At 45.9% G+C, this 15,366-nt stretch carries 10 protein-coding genes; 9 read left to right on the top strand and 1 reads right to left on the bottom strand.

The genetic code is table 11. The annotated features are described in order from the left end of the window. Positions 1–45 precede the first annotated feature (45 nt). Positions 46–1,464 (bottom strand): VanW family protein, encoded by a 1,419-nt coding sequence (locus FKV70_RS07365; protein ID WP_142612355.1) that lies wholly within the window; start codon positions 1,462–1,464, stop codon positions 46–48. Between the two features lie 224 nt (positions 1,465–1,688). On the opposite strand from FKV70_RS07365, the gene ftsE reads away from it, so the two are divergent. The 9 genes from ftsE to FKV70_RS07320 all read left to right on the top strand — a co-directional run bounded on the left by ftsE (position 1,689) and on the right by FKV70_RS07320 (position 15,315). Continuing rightward, entirely contained in the window at positions 1,689–2,375 is a 687-nt protein-coding gene (gene ftsE / locus FKV70_RS07360; protein ID WP_063212314.1) for a cell division ATP-binding protein FtsE, read from the top strand. Further along, the gene (ftsX, locus tag FKV70_RS07355) at positions 2,365–3,282 is read left to right on the top strand and encodes a permease-like cell division protein FtsX (protein ID WP_142612353.1); all 918 of its coding nucleotides are present in this window, start codon (positions 2,365–2,367) and stop codon (positions 3,280–3,282) included. The genes ftsE and ftsX overlap by 11 nt, the downstream gene beginning before the upstream one ends. An 84-nt stretch (positions 3,283–3,366) precedes the next feature. Next, positions 3,367–4,650, top strand: coding sequence for a murein hydrolase activator EnvC family protein (locus tag FKV70_RS07350; protein ID WP_142612351.1), 1,284 nt, complete (start codon positions 3,367–3,369; stop codon positions 4,648–4,650). A 204-nt stretch (positions 4,651–4,854) separates the two neighbouring features. Then, a complete protein-coding gene (locus tag FKV70_RS07345) occupies positions 4,855–6,321 on the top strand; it encodes a S41 family peptidase (RefSeq protein WP_064797859.1) in 1,467 nt (488 codons plus the stop codon). A 163-nt stretch (positions 6,322–6,484) separates the two neighbouring features. Continuing rightward, entirely contained in the window at positions 6,485–7,801 is a 1,317-nt protein-coding gene (locus FKV70_RS07340; protein WP_142612349.1) for a PDZ domain-containing protein, read from the top strand. A 178-nt stretch (positions 7,802–7,979) separates the two neighbouring features. Next, positions 7,980–8,537, top strand: a complete 558-nt coding sequence (locus tag FKV70_RS07335; RefSeq protein WP_063212319.1) for a class I SAM-dependent methyltransferase — start codon at positions 7,980–7,982, stop codon at positions 8,535–8,537. Between the two features lie 273 nt (positions 8,538–8,810). Beyond that, positions 8,811–9,194 (top strand): hypothetical protein, encoded by a 384-nt coding sequence (locus tag FKV70_RS07330; RefSeq protein ID WP_142612348.1) that lies wholly within the window; start codon positions 8,811–8,813, stop codon positions 9,192–9,194. Between the two features lie 473 nt (positions 9,195–9,667). Next, positions 9,668–13,732, top strand: a complete 4,065-nt coding sequence (locus FKV70_RS07325) for a glycosyl hydrolase (RefSeq protein ID WP_142612346.1) — start codon at positions 9,668–9,670, stop codon at positions 13,730–13,732. Positions 13,733–14,016: 284 nt separating this feature from the next. Beyond that, entirely contained in the window at positions 14,017–15,315 is a 1,299-nt protein-coding gene (locus FKV70_RS07320) for a helix-turn-helix domain-containing protein (protein ID WP_142612344.1), read from the top strand. The last annotated feature ends 51 nt before the right edge of the window (positions 15,316–15,366 follow it).

The raw sequence follows: 15,366 nt of genomic DNA, 5'->3' as shown, positions 1-15,366 counted from the left end.
CTGGCTGGAACCAATCCAGTCAGTAGTAAAGGGGGATTTTTTCGTTTATTCGCTTATGCCGTCTTCCACGATAGGTTTCTCCGGTTCGTGTGTTTGTGGGTCAGACGATGTGCTCCCACCGTAACTAGCTATAATGCGTTGCTGCGCTCGGTACGTATCGCGGCTGATCCGGGTGCGCTCGACAGTTTTCCCATTTACCTTTTTTACTCGGAATGTTTCTACCACATATCCTTCTTTGCCCTGTCGAATGACCTGAAAGAAGCCAGGGGATAGTGAGTCATCACGTATTCTTTTTACTGGTATAGGGAGTACACGAACGGTGTGAGATTCAAGTTCATACGAAATATTCGATGGAAATGTACCAAAAATTTTAACAGTCAGCGTTCGATTTTGAACCGCAGCACGCAGGAGTAAATGTTTACCGGTATTATTTCTAAAACGAAAATTAATAGACCCTGTAGCAAAAGTCGCATCCTGACCTTTGGGCAGGTAGCTGACTGGCAAGGAATGGTTGCGGCGCTCGACAATGTCCAGGCCGACTCGCAGCGCTGCATTATAGACTGTGCTGGACACCTGGCAAATTCCACCGCCAATGCCGGACTCCAACCGTCCGTTGACGATCACTGGAGCCTCGCGAAAGCCATGAGTACGTTCAGCCTTGGCAATCACTTGGCCGTAGTCGAATATGTCACCCGGTTTGAGAATCGTACCATCGACGGCGCTTGCCGCCGAATTTACGTTATACACACGCCCTTCCGAGCTGCTACCAAGACTGGTGGAAAACTGGGTGATTTTTCGCTCAATGCCTTCACTGCGCAGACTGTCGACCGTAATTTTCGGTTCCAGTTGGTAGAACGGCAATTCCACTCGGATCGGCTTTTCGGAAGCCGTAAAATCCCTGGGGAGTGCCTTGTTCACTGCAACGTCCAGTTTGGGCCAATCCAGACGCCTTGCAGAGCGCCCCGGAATATACCGAACCTGATCGTTTGCATCGATCTGGCGCACTGCATTGATAGGCATGCCGTATCGCTGCTCCTCCCAATCCGCTCCAAACTTCGATTTTAAAAATTTCTCTTGCCGGAAAGGTGTGATAGGCCATTCCTTCTCGAAGCTAAAACGTGTCTGCACACGAGTCCATACATGCCCTGCGCCGAGTGCCTTTACCACATTCCGGAAGGCATCCGCTTTATAGTCAATCCCTGCTTCCCCGAGTGTTAGCTTTATATCCTGTGCACTGCTGTCACTGTCCGTGAGGAGCAGAGGACGCTGCTTCAATTCATCCAGTTTTTTCTCCACTAACTGGAGAGCCATTGTTTTATCCATGCCTCCTACGTTGACGCCTCCAACCTTCACTCCCGCTGGCAGGGTTTGTCTGTCGGCGTACAGATGAAGTCCTCCCCACAGTATTGCCAGCGCCAGAATCCCAGACCATAACCAGATGACAGATAAATGAATTTTTTTCATAATGCAGATGTCTCCTGTCTGATAAGCTTGATAGCGTATTCGTGTGCCACAATATTCATATATATGTGCCAAAAGCAGAAAACTTTCGGTACTATTTAGGTAACAAATTTGTTACAATGATAAACGGTATGATGAAATACAGAAGTTTTTAAAGGAAATGCATGGAATATGTCGAATGGATATTAGGTTATGCGTAATATGATTAAGCAGCGGGAAGTGATCGAGTGATTGAAATGCAGGATGTGTGGAAGACCTATACGAACGGGACCCACGCACTTCAAGGAGTATCGGTTAGAATTGACCGTAATGAATTTGTATACGTAGTCGGCCCGTCTGGAGCGGGGAAATCGACTTTTATGAAGCTTATTTATAGAGAAGAAGTACCGACCAAGGGGCAAATTTCGGTCAATGGTTTTAATATCGGAAAGCTCAAGCAGCGCAAAATCCCCTATGTTCGTCGCAACATCGGAGTCATTTTTCAGGATTTCCGACTTTTGCCGCGTTTGACAGCCTATGAGAACGTGGCTTTTGCGATGGAAGTTATAGAGGCTCCCAAGAAGCTGATCCGCAAGCGGGTTCCGGAAGTGCTCGAATTGGTTGGCTTGAAAGAGAAAATGCATCGTGAGCCTGCCCAGCTATCCGGTGGGGAGCAACAGCGTGTAGCGATTGCACGGGCGATCGTGAATAACCCCTCGGTTATCATTGCCGATGAACCAACGGGTAATCTGGACCCCGAAACATCGTGGGAGATCATGCAGTTGCTCGATGAAATTAATTTTCGGGGCACGACCATTGTGATGGCGACACACAATAAGGACATCGTGAACTCCATGCGTAAACGCGTCATCGCCATCGAAAATGGCAACATCGTAAGAGACCAGGTAAGAGGGGAGTATGGATATGACTTTTAATACCTTCTTGCGTCATATGCGGGAAGGTTTCAAAAACATATTCCGCAATGGCTGGATGTCCGTAGCATCCATCACCTCAATTATTGTGTCACTGCTCATACTCGGCGTGTTTATCATGCTGGTGCTTAACGTCAACTCCTTGGCTGATCAAGCAGATAGCCAGGTGGAAGTGAACGTGTTCCTGGAACTCAATGTCGATCAAAGCATGCGTGAAACGCTGCAAAAGGAAATCGCGGCAATGCCGGAAATCAGCAAAACGACCTTTGTGACGAAAGCTCAAGGCTTGGAGGAGCTGCGCAAAGATTTGGGAGACAGCGGTAAGGATCTGCTGGAGGGTTTTGACAAGGACAGCAATCCACTACCGGACAAAATCGTGGTAGAAGTGATTGAACCAACGACAGTTCCATTTGTGGCTGAGAAGATTGAAAAGCTGAATACAGTGCATCCTGAGAAACCGATCTTAAAGGTTCGTTACGGAAAAGGCACTGTTGAGACGCTCTTTACCATTACCAAGCTGATTCGCAATGTTGGTTTTATATTCGTCGCCGGACTGGCGATCATGTCTATGTTCTTAATCTCGAATACGATTCGAGTCACGATATTGGCACGACGCAGAGAAATCAGCATTATGAAGCTGGTCGGTGCGACCAACTTCTTTATACGATGGCCGTTTTTTATCGAAGGCGCGCTTATTGGTCTTATTGGTTCTCTTATTACTGTAGGAATTTTATTTACAGGTTATCAGCGTTTGCTGACAGCCGTTCAGGGAGATATCGCTCTCAATATGTTGAAGCTGATGCCGCTTGAAGGCATTTGGATTCAGCTGAGTGCATTGCTGATTATTTTGGGGATGCTGGTCGGCATTATTGGCAGTACCCTGTCCATGCGCAAGTTCTTGAAAGTCTAAGAAGCATTTGGTGGAACGTCGTGATTGATTCAATAGAACGGGGAAGCCCGGTGTTATTTTGCGATAAAGGATGGGGAGTGCAAGTTGAAAAAAATAGGATCTGTGTTGGCTGCCACGTTGGTGGCTGCATTGCTAATCCAGCCTTCTGACGGATATGCCAAAAGCATGAGTGAAATCAATTCGCAACTAAACCAATTAGAAAAGCAAGCCAAATCTGCGAAGCAACAACAGCAAAAGGCTGCTCAAGATAAACAGTATGCTCAGCATTATAAAAATAAAACCGTACAAAACCTGAAAACGGTACTCGCTCAAATTAACAGCGTCAGTGATCAGTTGACTCGTGTAGCGGTTCAGATCGATCAAACGGAAGATAACCTGCGTGCGACTAAAAAAGATTTAGCCGAAGCCATTGATCGCATCAAATCGCGGGAAAAAATGCTGGAAACTCGTGTGCGTCTCATGTATACAGATGGAACTGTCTCTTATATGGACGTGCTTATGTCTTCGGCCAGCTTCAGTGATTTTCTCAGCCGGGTGGATTCTCTGAAAACGATCGTGGAGCAGGACCAAATTCTGTTGGACGAGCATAAAAAGGACAAGGCTCTGGTCGTAAGCAAAAAGAAACAACTTGATACGGAATATAAAAATGCCAAGAAGCTGTATGCGCTTAAGCAAGACGCCAAAGCTCAATTGAATTCAAAAGAAAAAGAGAAGCAAAGACTGATTGCTGGCTACGATCATGATATTGCTGAATCGGATGAAATCAGTGAAGAGCAAAACGATATGTTAGTAGCGCTCGCGAACAAACGTGTGGGACTGGTGCAGGAGAAGAACAAGCTGAGAGCCGAGCAAGCTGCCAAAGCTGCCCGCGCTAGAGCAGCTGCACGTGCTGCTGCAGCCAAGCGTTATGCATCTTCATCCTCAGGTGCCGCCTCGAATTCCAGCCATGCCGCCGCCAGCTCGTATACAGGCGGATCGGGGACATTGGCTACGCCTGTAGCCCATTACCGGCTCTCATCTACTTTTGGCATGCGGGTACATCCGATCACCGGCAAGCTTAAAGGCCACACAGGCATTGACCTGGCGGCTCCGCAGGGAACCGATATTCATGCAGCTGAAGACGGTGTAGTCATCGTTGCTGAATGGTGGAGCGGATATGGGAATACGGTTGTCATTGACCACGGAGATGGATTATGGACCCTGTACGGACATATTCGCAATGGTGGTACAGTGGTTCATACGGGGCAAACCGTAAAACGCGGTCAAAAAATTGCGGAAGTGGGTTCGACGGGGAATTCTACAGGACCTCACTGTCATTTTGAAGTACGCGAGAATAATAAACCTGTAAATCCGATGAATTATCTATAACAGATATGGTAAGCCCTATTTGTAACCTATGCGGTTGCAGATAGGGTTTTGCTGTAATGGATCATATCCAATAAGGAACATGTGCATTGAGACACGGAGTAGGATACAATTAACATATTCCGTACAAGCTAGACGTATACTTCGTGAATGGATGCGTTGTGAGAAAATAGGATACAAGATAAAGAGAAGGCGGTGGACGATTAGATGTTGAAAAAAAGTACAGCGGTACTCTTGATGGTGATCGGGCTGCTTGGCGGCAGTCTGCTCACTTTTGCTTATACTGGAACGACTACAGTAGGGAATAGTGCTTTGGGCGAAGGACTGCTGGCGAGTGTGACAGGGAGTGGTTCCTCCTCCAGAAGTGATATCCGCAAAATTGAGACAGCGATGGACTTAATTCAGGGACAGTATTATCAGGATGTGGATCGCACCAAGCTGGTGGATGGCGCGATCAATGGTATGATGGAGTCGCTTGGCGATCCGTATTCCTCTTATATGGGTAAAGAAACGGCACAGCAGTTCGAGCAATCCATAGAAGGCTCTTTTACTGGGATTGGGGCCGAAGTTGCGGCTGAGAACGGAAAAGTAGTCGTAGTCACACCAATCAAAGGCTCTCCAGCTGAGAAGGCGGGACTACGCGCTAAGGATATTATATTGTCTGTTAACGGTGAAACCCTGGACGGATTGGATCTGAACAAGGCTGTTTCCAAAATTCGTGGACCGAAGGGCAGTCAGGCCAAAGTTAAAATTCAGCGTAACGGCTCTCCTGATCCACTTGAATACACGATTACCCGTGACAATATTGATATGGAAACTGTAACGGCTCATATGGAAAAAGGTGGCGTAGGCGTTATTACGATCACCCAGTTCTCCTTAAATACGGCAGAACGATTCAAGGAAGAGTTAGCGAAGCTGGAAAAACAAGGGCTTAAAGGACTCGTCATTGACGTGCGCAATAACCCGGGTGGAGTCCTTTCTGTCGTTATTAATATTGCAGAGCAATTTGTACCTTCCGGCAAAACAATCGTACAAGTTGAAGATAAAAATCAGAAGCGTGAGGAAGAGAAATCCAAAGGTTCGCGCAAAAATTACCCAGTGACTTTGCTCATGAATAAAGGTAGCGCCAGTGCGTCCGAAATTCTGGCAGGTGCTCTCCAGCAATCCGCTGGTGCAGTGTTGATCGGGGAAAACTCCTTTGGTAAAGGCACTGTACAAACCAGCTATGACAAGCAAATGGGTGATGGCAGCCTACTCAAAATCACGATTGCCAAATGGCTGACGCCAAATGGAACATGGATTCATAAAAAAGGGATTAAGCCGGATATCGCGGTGGAACAGCCTGAATACTTTACGGCCGCACCGCTGAACAAGGAAAAGTCCTTGAAATACAATATGAATAGCAGTGATGTCAAAAATGCACAAATCATTCTGCAAGGCTTGGGCTACAAACCAGGTCGCGAGGATGGCTATTTTGACAAAGTGACTGAAAGCTCTGTTATGGCTTTTCAAAAAGAGGCGAAGCTGACGGCTAACGGCATCATTGACGCGAAGACAGCAGCAGCGATGGAAGCCAAGCTGATTGAAAAAATTCGTGATCCGAAAAATGACAATCAGCTCAAGCAGGGGATTGAAGAGATTCGGAAGGAAATGAAGGCAAACGTAGCGAAATAATAGAGAGGCTACACAAGGGGGCTGGAAACAGTCCCCTTTTTTATTGGGATTTATTTGCAGTCTGTCGGTTTGTCTTCCCTACGTTGGCAATTTCATATAGAATAAATGGATATGAAATGTACGTGCTCCGCTATACAGCGGACCAGGGGCATAAGGAGTGTGAATGGACTTGGAATGGGCATTACAATGGGGATGGAGCGTCTTGAATGCTTGCTTGTACCTGCTTTTGCAGCCGTTTTACTATATCTCGATACTCATTGTCGCGCTTGGATATCGTCGGCAAATGCTGCTGGAGCGCAAGCTATTTCATACTAGAATGCATAGCTGGGCTGCTGAGACCTGGCGTGTCATATGGAGTGGCTTGCTTGCTGGGGTAGCAATATCCGCTCTGGGAATGTTCGTCAGCGTGCATCTGACCTCGACTTCCATCGTGTGCCTGTGGATAGCCACATTATTGCTCATGTTGGTACGCGTCCGTTACCTATGTCTTGCTTATTCGGCAGGTCTGCTAGGTGTAGTTCAGTTTTTTCTAAACGTAGCCAGTGGCTGGCAACCTGGGGGAGCGCTCGGGACAGCGGTAGCAGCCATCCGTGGATTGGATATTCCAGCACTCTTAGTGCTCGTTGCTGTGCTGCATGTGGCTGAAGCGCTGTTGGTTCGCTGGCAAGGAGGAAAGGCAGCCACTCCACTGTTTGTTGAGGGCAAACGGGGACGATTGGTTGGCGGCTATCGTATGGAAGACCTCTGGCCTATTCCGTTGCTGTTGTTGGTACCTGCCCAGGGAGGCTTCACGCTTCCCTGGACACCTTTGTTCGGTGGCGCTGCCGGAACGGGGTATATGCTAGCAGCGCTGCCGGTCCTGATGGGCTTTAGCAGTGTGACGCTCGGCCAGTTGCCACGACAGAAGGCAGCACTCACTTCGAACCGTTTGCTCCTGTACAGTGTGGCTTTGCTTTTGCTAAGCCTGTTGGCAGCCTGGTGGAGTCCGCTGATCTTGCTGGCAGCGTTATTCTCCTTCCTGGCTCATGAGGCGCTGATCTGGTACGGCAATATAGAGGAAAGCCGTCTTAGCCCGATGTTTGTACATCCAGAGCAAGGGATGCGTGTGCTCGCTGTGCTGCCAGATAGTCCGGCGACAGCCATGGGCATCCTGCCGGGCGAAGCCATTTACCGGGTGAATGGCATGGTGGTGAACAGCCGTGCCGAGCTGCACCAGGCACTGCGGGTCAATTCTGCTTTTTGCAAGCTGGAGGTACGCAATTTGCAAGGTGAGAGCAAGTTTGTACAGCGAGGCATGTACGATGGTGATCACCACCAACTGGGGGTTGTGCTTGCGCCGGATGAAGACGCAGGCTGGGCCGTGTCCATACAGCCGGCCTCCATCTACCGAATTGTGGCCATGCACATAGGTGCACGACGACGTAAGGCGGGACAGGCCTCCAAGACAGAGGGTACGCATTTGGACACTATGGATTCATAGATATCGCACCAAGAGGGTAGTCATAATTTGATTAGAATCGAATATGACTACCCTCTTTTGTATATGGCAACAGTAGCCTGCTTGAAATCAATATTCTGATCGGTATACAATGAATATGTAATGGGAACCTTTGATGAACCGAGTGCCTATCATGTGTATCAAGCAGGGAGAGGAAAAGATGAACGCGATTCACTTTATTCGAGAGTACATCAGGCACCCACGCAGCGTAGGCGCTGTTATACCCAGCTCAAGACAGCTGGCCAAGCAAATTGCCACACCGATTTACTTTGACAAAGCCTCGTGTATTATTGAATATGGGGCCGGGACGGGTGTGTTTACGCAAGAGCTGATTTTGAACAAGCGTCCAGAAACGCTACTGTTAGTGATAGAGGCTAACGAATCGTTTTACAAAACGTTACAAAGCAAATATGGACATCTGGAGAAGGTACACATTATTCATGGTTCAGCCGAGCATGTCGCACGGTATATGAAACAGTACCACGTCTCGAAAGTGGATTATATCGTATCGGGGCTACCTTTTACCAGCTTACCCGCTGCGTTATCCAGTCTCATTTTGGGACAAACGGCTGAGGTGTTAGGCCAGGAGGGCAAGTTTATTACGTTCCAGTACAGCAAGGTTAAGCACAATTTCTTCCGTACTTTTTTTGCAGATATCCAGATTAAAAAGGTAAACTATAATGTTCCGCCAGCCTATGTGTTCACTTGCAGCCTGTGAGCCTTCAGCTATGTAGGAGATTAGAATAGATACGAATATCCATATGCATATGATTATGAGAAGACTAGGTCAGCATCATTAAGATGTTGAAACGGTCTTTTTTGTTGTCTACTTTTATGGAAATATAAGAGAATGGATATGTTAAATAGCAAAATTGTTTTAAGGAATCATCTTTTAAAATGGGGCTTAACCTATATATTACATAAGTTGGAACCTGTTAGATTTTTGTAGGATTCATAATAAATCTGAACTTTTGTTAAAGGAGATTTATATATGGTAAAACCGCTGATGTTCATGCGCTGGTGTGAGTATTATGGGTTAAGCGACCGTGAGACAGATTTTGTATCTTTTTTTATGATGAATTTTTCGGCTGCACGATCAGGCAATCAACCAAAACTTAAAGAGCAATTTGTTGAGATTCAAAAACAAACCTTTCCAGAATACCCGTTTGATATTAGCCCGGAAGAACTGGATTATAACAAATTCGAAGAACTGATGAAACGCGTGCTGCACATTCATTTTGACACGGCTGAACTGCTGTACTCCTTCTATCTCCAAAAGTTGTGCGCACCTTTAGCAGAATACATCTTATCCACTGGAGATGCTGAGTCTGCACGGATCTACTACGAGCTTATTCAAAAGGACAAAGTACGGTAGGAAAAAGAAAAAAAGCTATTGCGATTGAATAGCGTACTTATCGCAAAATAAAAAGTCCCTTAGCTAAGGGGCTTTTTTTAATACTCACGCTATAAAGTTATTTAATAAGTCAACTCTAGTTATGTTCTGCTATATGGATATATAGAATATTTTATGGATATGGACATTGCGTCCCATAAATAGTTCGATATGATGATTTGGTCGGTAGAACCGTATAGCACGGCCGTATTACAACCTTTGAAGATCCGAGCAATTCTGAATTTCGGACGGAAAGGAGCGTATAATCAATCGGATACTTGCTGCTTCGATGGGAGGAATGTAAGCACGTATCTATAAAAAATGAATTTATGGTTTAGAGTAAGGTGACGCTGTACCAGAACAATCAACTCGTTTGGAATCAGGAGCCTAAAAGCCTGAGGAAGCGGTACTCGAATGGGTGCTGCTCTTTTTCAAATGTAAAGGAGGAAAACGGCATGAAGGCGAAAAATAGCAGGAGTATTTTGTTCAAACGTTCCAAGTGGCTGCCTGTCGTCATGGCATGCACGATGATAGCAGGAGGGGCTTTACCGGCTCCAGCTGTAGTTCACGGTCAAACGGCAAAGACTATCACCATTAAAGTAGATACATCCAAGGATCGTAAGCCAATTAGTCCTTATATATACGGTACGAATCAGGATTTGGCGGGCGATGAACATATGGCTGCCAGACGGCTTGGTGGCAATCGAATGACCGGATACAACTGGGAAAACAATATGTCCAATGCAGGAAGTGACTGGCAGCAATCCAGCGATAACTATTTATGTAGTAATGGTGGCCTGACACAAGCCGAATGCGAAAAGCCGGGAGCGGTGACGACTTCGTTTCATGATCAATCGCTGAAGCTTGGCGCTTATTCTTTAGTTACATTGCCAATGGCCGGTTATGTGGCCAAGGATGGAAACGGCAGTGTGCAGGAAAGCGAAAAGGCTCCGTCCGCTCGTTGGAATCAGGTCGTAAACGCTAAAAATGCACCGTTCCAGCTACAGCCTGATCTGAATGACAATCGGGTGTATGTAGATGAGTTCGTTAATTTTTTAGTGAAAAAGTACGGAGCTGCTTCAACAAAGACAGGTGTGAAAGGATATGCGCTCGACAATGAACCCGCTCTCTGGTCGCATACACATCCACGCATTCATGGTGAAAAGGTCGGGGCGAAAGAGCTGGTAGACCGGTCCGTAAGCTTATCCAAAGCTGTGAAAGCAGTTGATGCGGGAGCGGAGATTTTTGGGCCAGTTCTTTACGGTTTTGGCGCCTATAAAGATCTGCAAACTGCACCTGATTGGGACTCTGTAAAAGGCAACTATAGCTGGTTTGTGGACTATTATCTGGATCAAATGCGCCTCAGTTCAAAAGCCGAAGGCAAGAGATTGCTGGATGCCTTTGATGTACACTGGTATCCCGAGGCGATGGGCGGAGGCATACGAGTTACGAATGAGGTAGGCAATGATGAAACGAAGCAAGCCAGAATGCAGGCACCTCGTACTTTGTGGGACCCGACCTATAAGGAAGATAGCTGGATCGCCCAGTGGAACAGCGAGTTTTTGCCTATACTGCCTCGGTTGAAGCAGTCGGTGGATAAGTATTATCCAGGAACCAAGCTGGCAATGACCGAGTATAGCTATGGCGGTGAAAATGATATTTCCGGCGGGATTGCGATGGCCGATGTGCTGGGCATCTTCGGAAAAAACGATGTTTATATGGCAAACTACTGGAAGTTAAAAGATAGTGCGAACAACTACGTTAGTGCTGCTTACAAGCTTTATCGCAATTATGACGGAAAAAACGCTACTTTCGGTGATACGAGTGTTAGTGCGCAAACGTCGGATATTGTTAACAGCTCCGTGCATGCTTCCATAGCGAATGCATCCGACAAGGAACTGCACCTCGTGGTCATGAACAAAAGCATGGACAGCGCATTCGACGCCCAATTTGATCTTTCTGGCGAGACGACTTACGGCTCCGGTAAAGTATGGGGCTTCGATAAAAATAGCCCACAAATTAAAGAAGCAGAACCGATTACACAAATTTCAGGCAACCGTTTTACTTATACCGTACCGCCTTTGACGGCTTATCATATTGTGCTGACTGCTGGCAAAGATACGTCTGTGCCACCAGTGGAAAATCCTGATAGCTTTAAGCTGAAGGCAGAGGCTGGCGATGGGAAAGTCCATTTGTCTTGGGACGCTTCCAGCGAAGTTGTGGGCTACAGTGTACAGCGAGCAGCGGATGAAAACGGTCCTTTTACTGCTGTAGCATCCAATTTGAATGAAACGTCTTATACGGATACTAACCTAACGAACGGCACTCCATACTATTACAAAGTAACTGCCAAAACAAATAAGGGAACGAGCGAATCCCATGTTTTGAAAGCGGTTCCGAATACGCCTGTAAACGGTCCAGTTCGCTATGAAGCCGAAGACGGCATACTGAAGGGAACCATTGTGGAATCCAGCGGAACCGGCTACTCTGGCACTGGTTATGTAACGAATTTCCACAATGCAGGAGATTCTCTGACGATGACGATTCAGGCTCCAACGGCAGGTTTGTACAATCTTACAATCGGCTATCGTTCTCCTCATGATGACAAACGTACGAATTTCTCCTTAAACGGCAAAGCGTTTGGCGAACTGTTGCTGGAGAAAACAGCAGATTTCAAAGAAACTTCCGGAGGCAAGGTTCTATTAAATGCAGGCGCGAATACAATCGGTTTTGAAACAGGCTGGGGCTGGTACGATATCGACTACGTCAGGCTGGAGCCTGCTGCTGATCGCCCACCGCATGCGGTAACCAAAACACTCACCGATCCGAATGCGACCGTAGAAGCCAAAGCATTGATGAACTATCTGGTTGATCAATACGGGAAGAATATGCTCTCTGGACAAGAGGAAATGAACGAGATTGACTGGCTTCAAGCCAATGTAGGTAAAAAGCCGGCGATTGCAGCGCTTGACCTGATCGATTATTCGCCAAGCAGAGCGGAACACGGTCTTAGTTCCACTGAGGCGGAAAAGGCGATTGCATGGGATAAGCAAGGAGGCATCGTTACCTTTGCATGGCACTGGAACGCGCCAAAAGGCCTGATCGATACGCAGGGAAAAGAATGGTGGAGAGGCTTTTATGCTGATTCGACCACATTCGATGTAGAATATGCGATGAATCATCCGGAGTCCGAGGATTATAAATTGCTTATTCGCGACATCGATGTGATTGCAGCGCAATTGAAGAAGCTCCAGGATGCGAAGGTTCCTGTCCTGTTCCGTCCTTTGCACGAAGCGGAAGGCAAATGGTTTTGGTGGGGCGCCAAAGGTCCTGAGCCTGTTATAAAATTGTATATTTTGATGCATGATCGTTTGACGAATGTGCACAAATTGAACAATCTGATATGGGTATGGAATTCTGTTGCTCTGGACTGGTATCCGGGAGATGAGGTTGTGGATATTTTGAGCTTTGACTCTTATCCGCAAGCAGGGGATTACAGCCCGCAAATTGCAAAATACGAAGACCTTGTTGCACTGGGCAAGGACAAAAAGCTAGTTGCCATGAGCGAAAATGGACCGATTCCGGACCCTGATCTGATGAAGGCGTATCAAGCCCATTGGAGCTGGTTTGCTACATGGTATGGGGATTTTCTGAGAGACGGCAAACAAAACAGTCTTGAGCATCTGAAAAAAGTGTATAATCATCCGAACGTCATTACGCTGGATGAGCTTCCAACGAACTTAAAAACGTATGGCATCACCGAGCAGCCGTCCGTACCAGGCAGCTTCACGCTAAACGCCGCGGGCGAAAAGGCAAAAGTATCGCTAAGCTGGACAGCATCTGCGAATGCAAAAAGCTATGAAGTGAAGCGTTCGACGGCTGAAAACGGCGCGTTCGCCACTGTGGCGAGCGATGTATACGGCAGCAGCTACACCGACACAGCCGTAACGGCGGACACGACGTACTACTACCAAGTCGTAGCGAAGAACGATGCGGGCCAGACGCTGTCGAATACCGCTAGCGCAGCGCCAAAAGCGGATACACAGCAGCCGACAACGGGACTGCTGCTCCAGTATCGCACAGCGGATACCAAGGTGAACGACAATCATCTGAATCCGCACTTCCAAATTGTAAACCAAGGCACAACCTCCATACCGCTCAACGAGTTGAAAATTCGCTACTACTACACGGTTGACGGTGACCGTGAGCAGACATTCAACTGCGACTATGCGATGCTGGGCTGCTCGAAGTTGAATGGTAAGCTGGTTAAAATGGAGAAAGCTGCAACTGGTGCCGATTATTATTTGGAAGTCAGCTTTAACTCGGATGCAGGCGTGTTAGCTCCTGGAGGAAGCACGGGCGAAATTCAAACCCGTATTCATAAAACAGACTGGTCAAACTACAACGAAAGTGATGATTATTCGTATAAAGGTACGCAAACCTCATATGCCGACCATGCGAAAGCTACCTTGTATCATAACGGCGTGCTTGTGTGGGGAACCGAACCGACAGCTAATTAAGACAAATGTTCGATATGCGACAACATGTGCAATCAACCAATTTTTTTGCGCCGATGGGGAACTCTTCCAGTTTAAACTTATATAAATAACATTGCTGATAAGAGCAGGGGATTTGTATCCTATCTGCTCTTTTTTTGTACAGAACCTCTATAACTTTAAAATGGATGATGAAGGATAAGTATGTTTGATTATTATATTCAGGTTAAAGAAATCACGAGCTAAAATTACCTCATAATGTTAGAAAAGACGAATAATATATATTTTTAGTTAAGAGGAGGATTGGAATGAGATATTCACCTACGATCCGCTCGAAAATAGAGACCGAACTAAAGCAGAGAGGCTATACATTTAGCAGTTTCAGTAAAATCTCTGGGATAAACCGTGGAACATTCAGTACCATGCTAAATAGTAACCCACCTAAGCCTATCTCGGTTCGGCAGATGGATCTGATTACCAAGGCATTAGGATATCCTGAGGGTTGGCTGTATGAGCTGTACATAGATGAATGCTTTTACCAAGGAAAAGGGCATTGGAAGCGTATTAAACCTTTTTTATTACGTTGTGTAGAGTTAGGGAGAGAAGACTGTATTCAAAAGGTATTGTGGAGACTGACTGAGGACTTATCCTATGTGCAGACGATATTTGAGCTTGCAGAAGAACTACACGTAGCAGGCAAAGAAAAAGAATCTATCCCTTTTTACGAGTGTGTGATCGAAAATGAAAAATATCGTTATTCGGAGCGGTTGGCTATAAGCCAATACAAAAGGTTTAAAGCATCTACAATGTCTGATTTGGAAAAGAGCCTTGAATTAGTATTGGAATTTATACCTTATCGTAATTTGCTTCCTGAGCGTTATCAGTTGGAGGCGATTCATAAAATCACAAATATATATTTTTATTTACATAAATGGGATGAGGTAGAAAAATACGGCCATGAACTAAAGAATCTAGCTTATGTAATCTATAGGAATCAGCAAATAAGAAAGGAAAGCAGAAGAACAATTACATGGTTGCGTGCAGAGAGACATTTGGTATTTTACTATGGATACGGCTTCCTTTCTGTTTCAACAGCGTTGCAAAAGAAGGGACTCATTAAGGAGGCGAGGGCAGAACTTGAAGGCTATGCAGATCTAAGTTGGTTTAAAGGACTTGATTCAGAAGGCGAAGCAGATGTGGAGCAATTCCGTGTGTGGGCTAAAGCCAACTCTTACACTCTAGATTTACTCTTAGGCAAGAGAGATATACTTCCGGCGTATATAACTTTCCTTGAAAATCACCCTGAAGAAATAAATTCTGGACTTGTAACTATACTTGAGACCGCTAATAAATATGATTTTGATGTAGACTATATTATTGATAAGTATTCTGAGCAAATAAAGAGCTTACAGGAATCTAATGATGTTAAACAATTGACCTATTATTATTGTTACATGTATCAGCTTGCCATTTACCATTACAGACGTGGAAGAATATTAAAAGGACAAGGAGATACACTCAGTTATCTTTCATTATCCCAGCAGAGAAATTGGTTTAAGCCTCCAATTTCGATTGAGACTCTTCAAGATCATATGCAATCAGATTAGACTAATCTTCGAGATTGGTCTTTTATTGATTATTTTGTAAAAAATGAAATG

The sequence above is a fragment of the Paenibacillus ottowii genome (assembly GCF_006874425.1).
GTDB lineage: Bacteria > Bacillota > Bacilli > Paenibacillales > Paenibacillaceae > Paenibacillus > Paenibacillus ottowii.
The sequence above is the reverse complement of the archived record's forward strand: the minus strand, read 5'-3'. Positions and strand labels throughout refer to the sequence as shown.

Bases quoted from the DNA above. Each gene is read 5' to 3' on its own strand.
- FKV70_RS07340 (WP_142612349.1), top strand. From the start codon at position 6,485: ATGGACTTGGAATGGGCATTACAATGGGGATGGAGCGTCTTGAATGCT.
- FKV70_RS07330 (WP_142612348.1), top strand. From the start codon at position 8,811: ATGGTAAAACCGCTGATGTTCATGCGCTGGTGTGAGTATTATGGGTTA.
- FKV70_RS07335 (WP_063212319.1), top strand. From the start codon at position 7,980: ATGAACGCGATTCACTTTATTCGAGAGTACATCAGGCACCCACGCAGC.
- ftsX (WP_142612353.1), top strand. From the start codon at position 2,365: ATGACTTTTAATACCTTCTTGCGTCATATGCGGGAAGGTTTCAAAAAC.
- FKV70_RS07325 (WP_142612346.1), top strand. From the start codon at position 9,668: ATGAAGGCGAAAAATAGCAGGAGTATTTTGTTCAAACGTTCCAAGTGG.
- FKV70_RS07365 (WP_142612355.1), bottom strand. From the start codon at position 1,464: ATGAAAAAAATTCATTTATCTGTCATCTGGTTATGGTCTGGGATTCTG.
- FKV70_RS07320 (WP_142612344.1), top strand. From the start codon at position 14,017: ATGAGATATTCACCTACGATCCGCTCGAAAATAGAGACCGAACTAAAG.
- FKV70_RS07345 (WP_064797859.1), top strand. From the start codon at position 4,855: ATGTTGAAAAAAAGTACAGCGGTACTCTTGATGGTGATCGGGCTGCTT.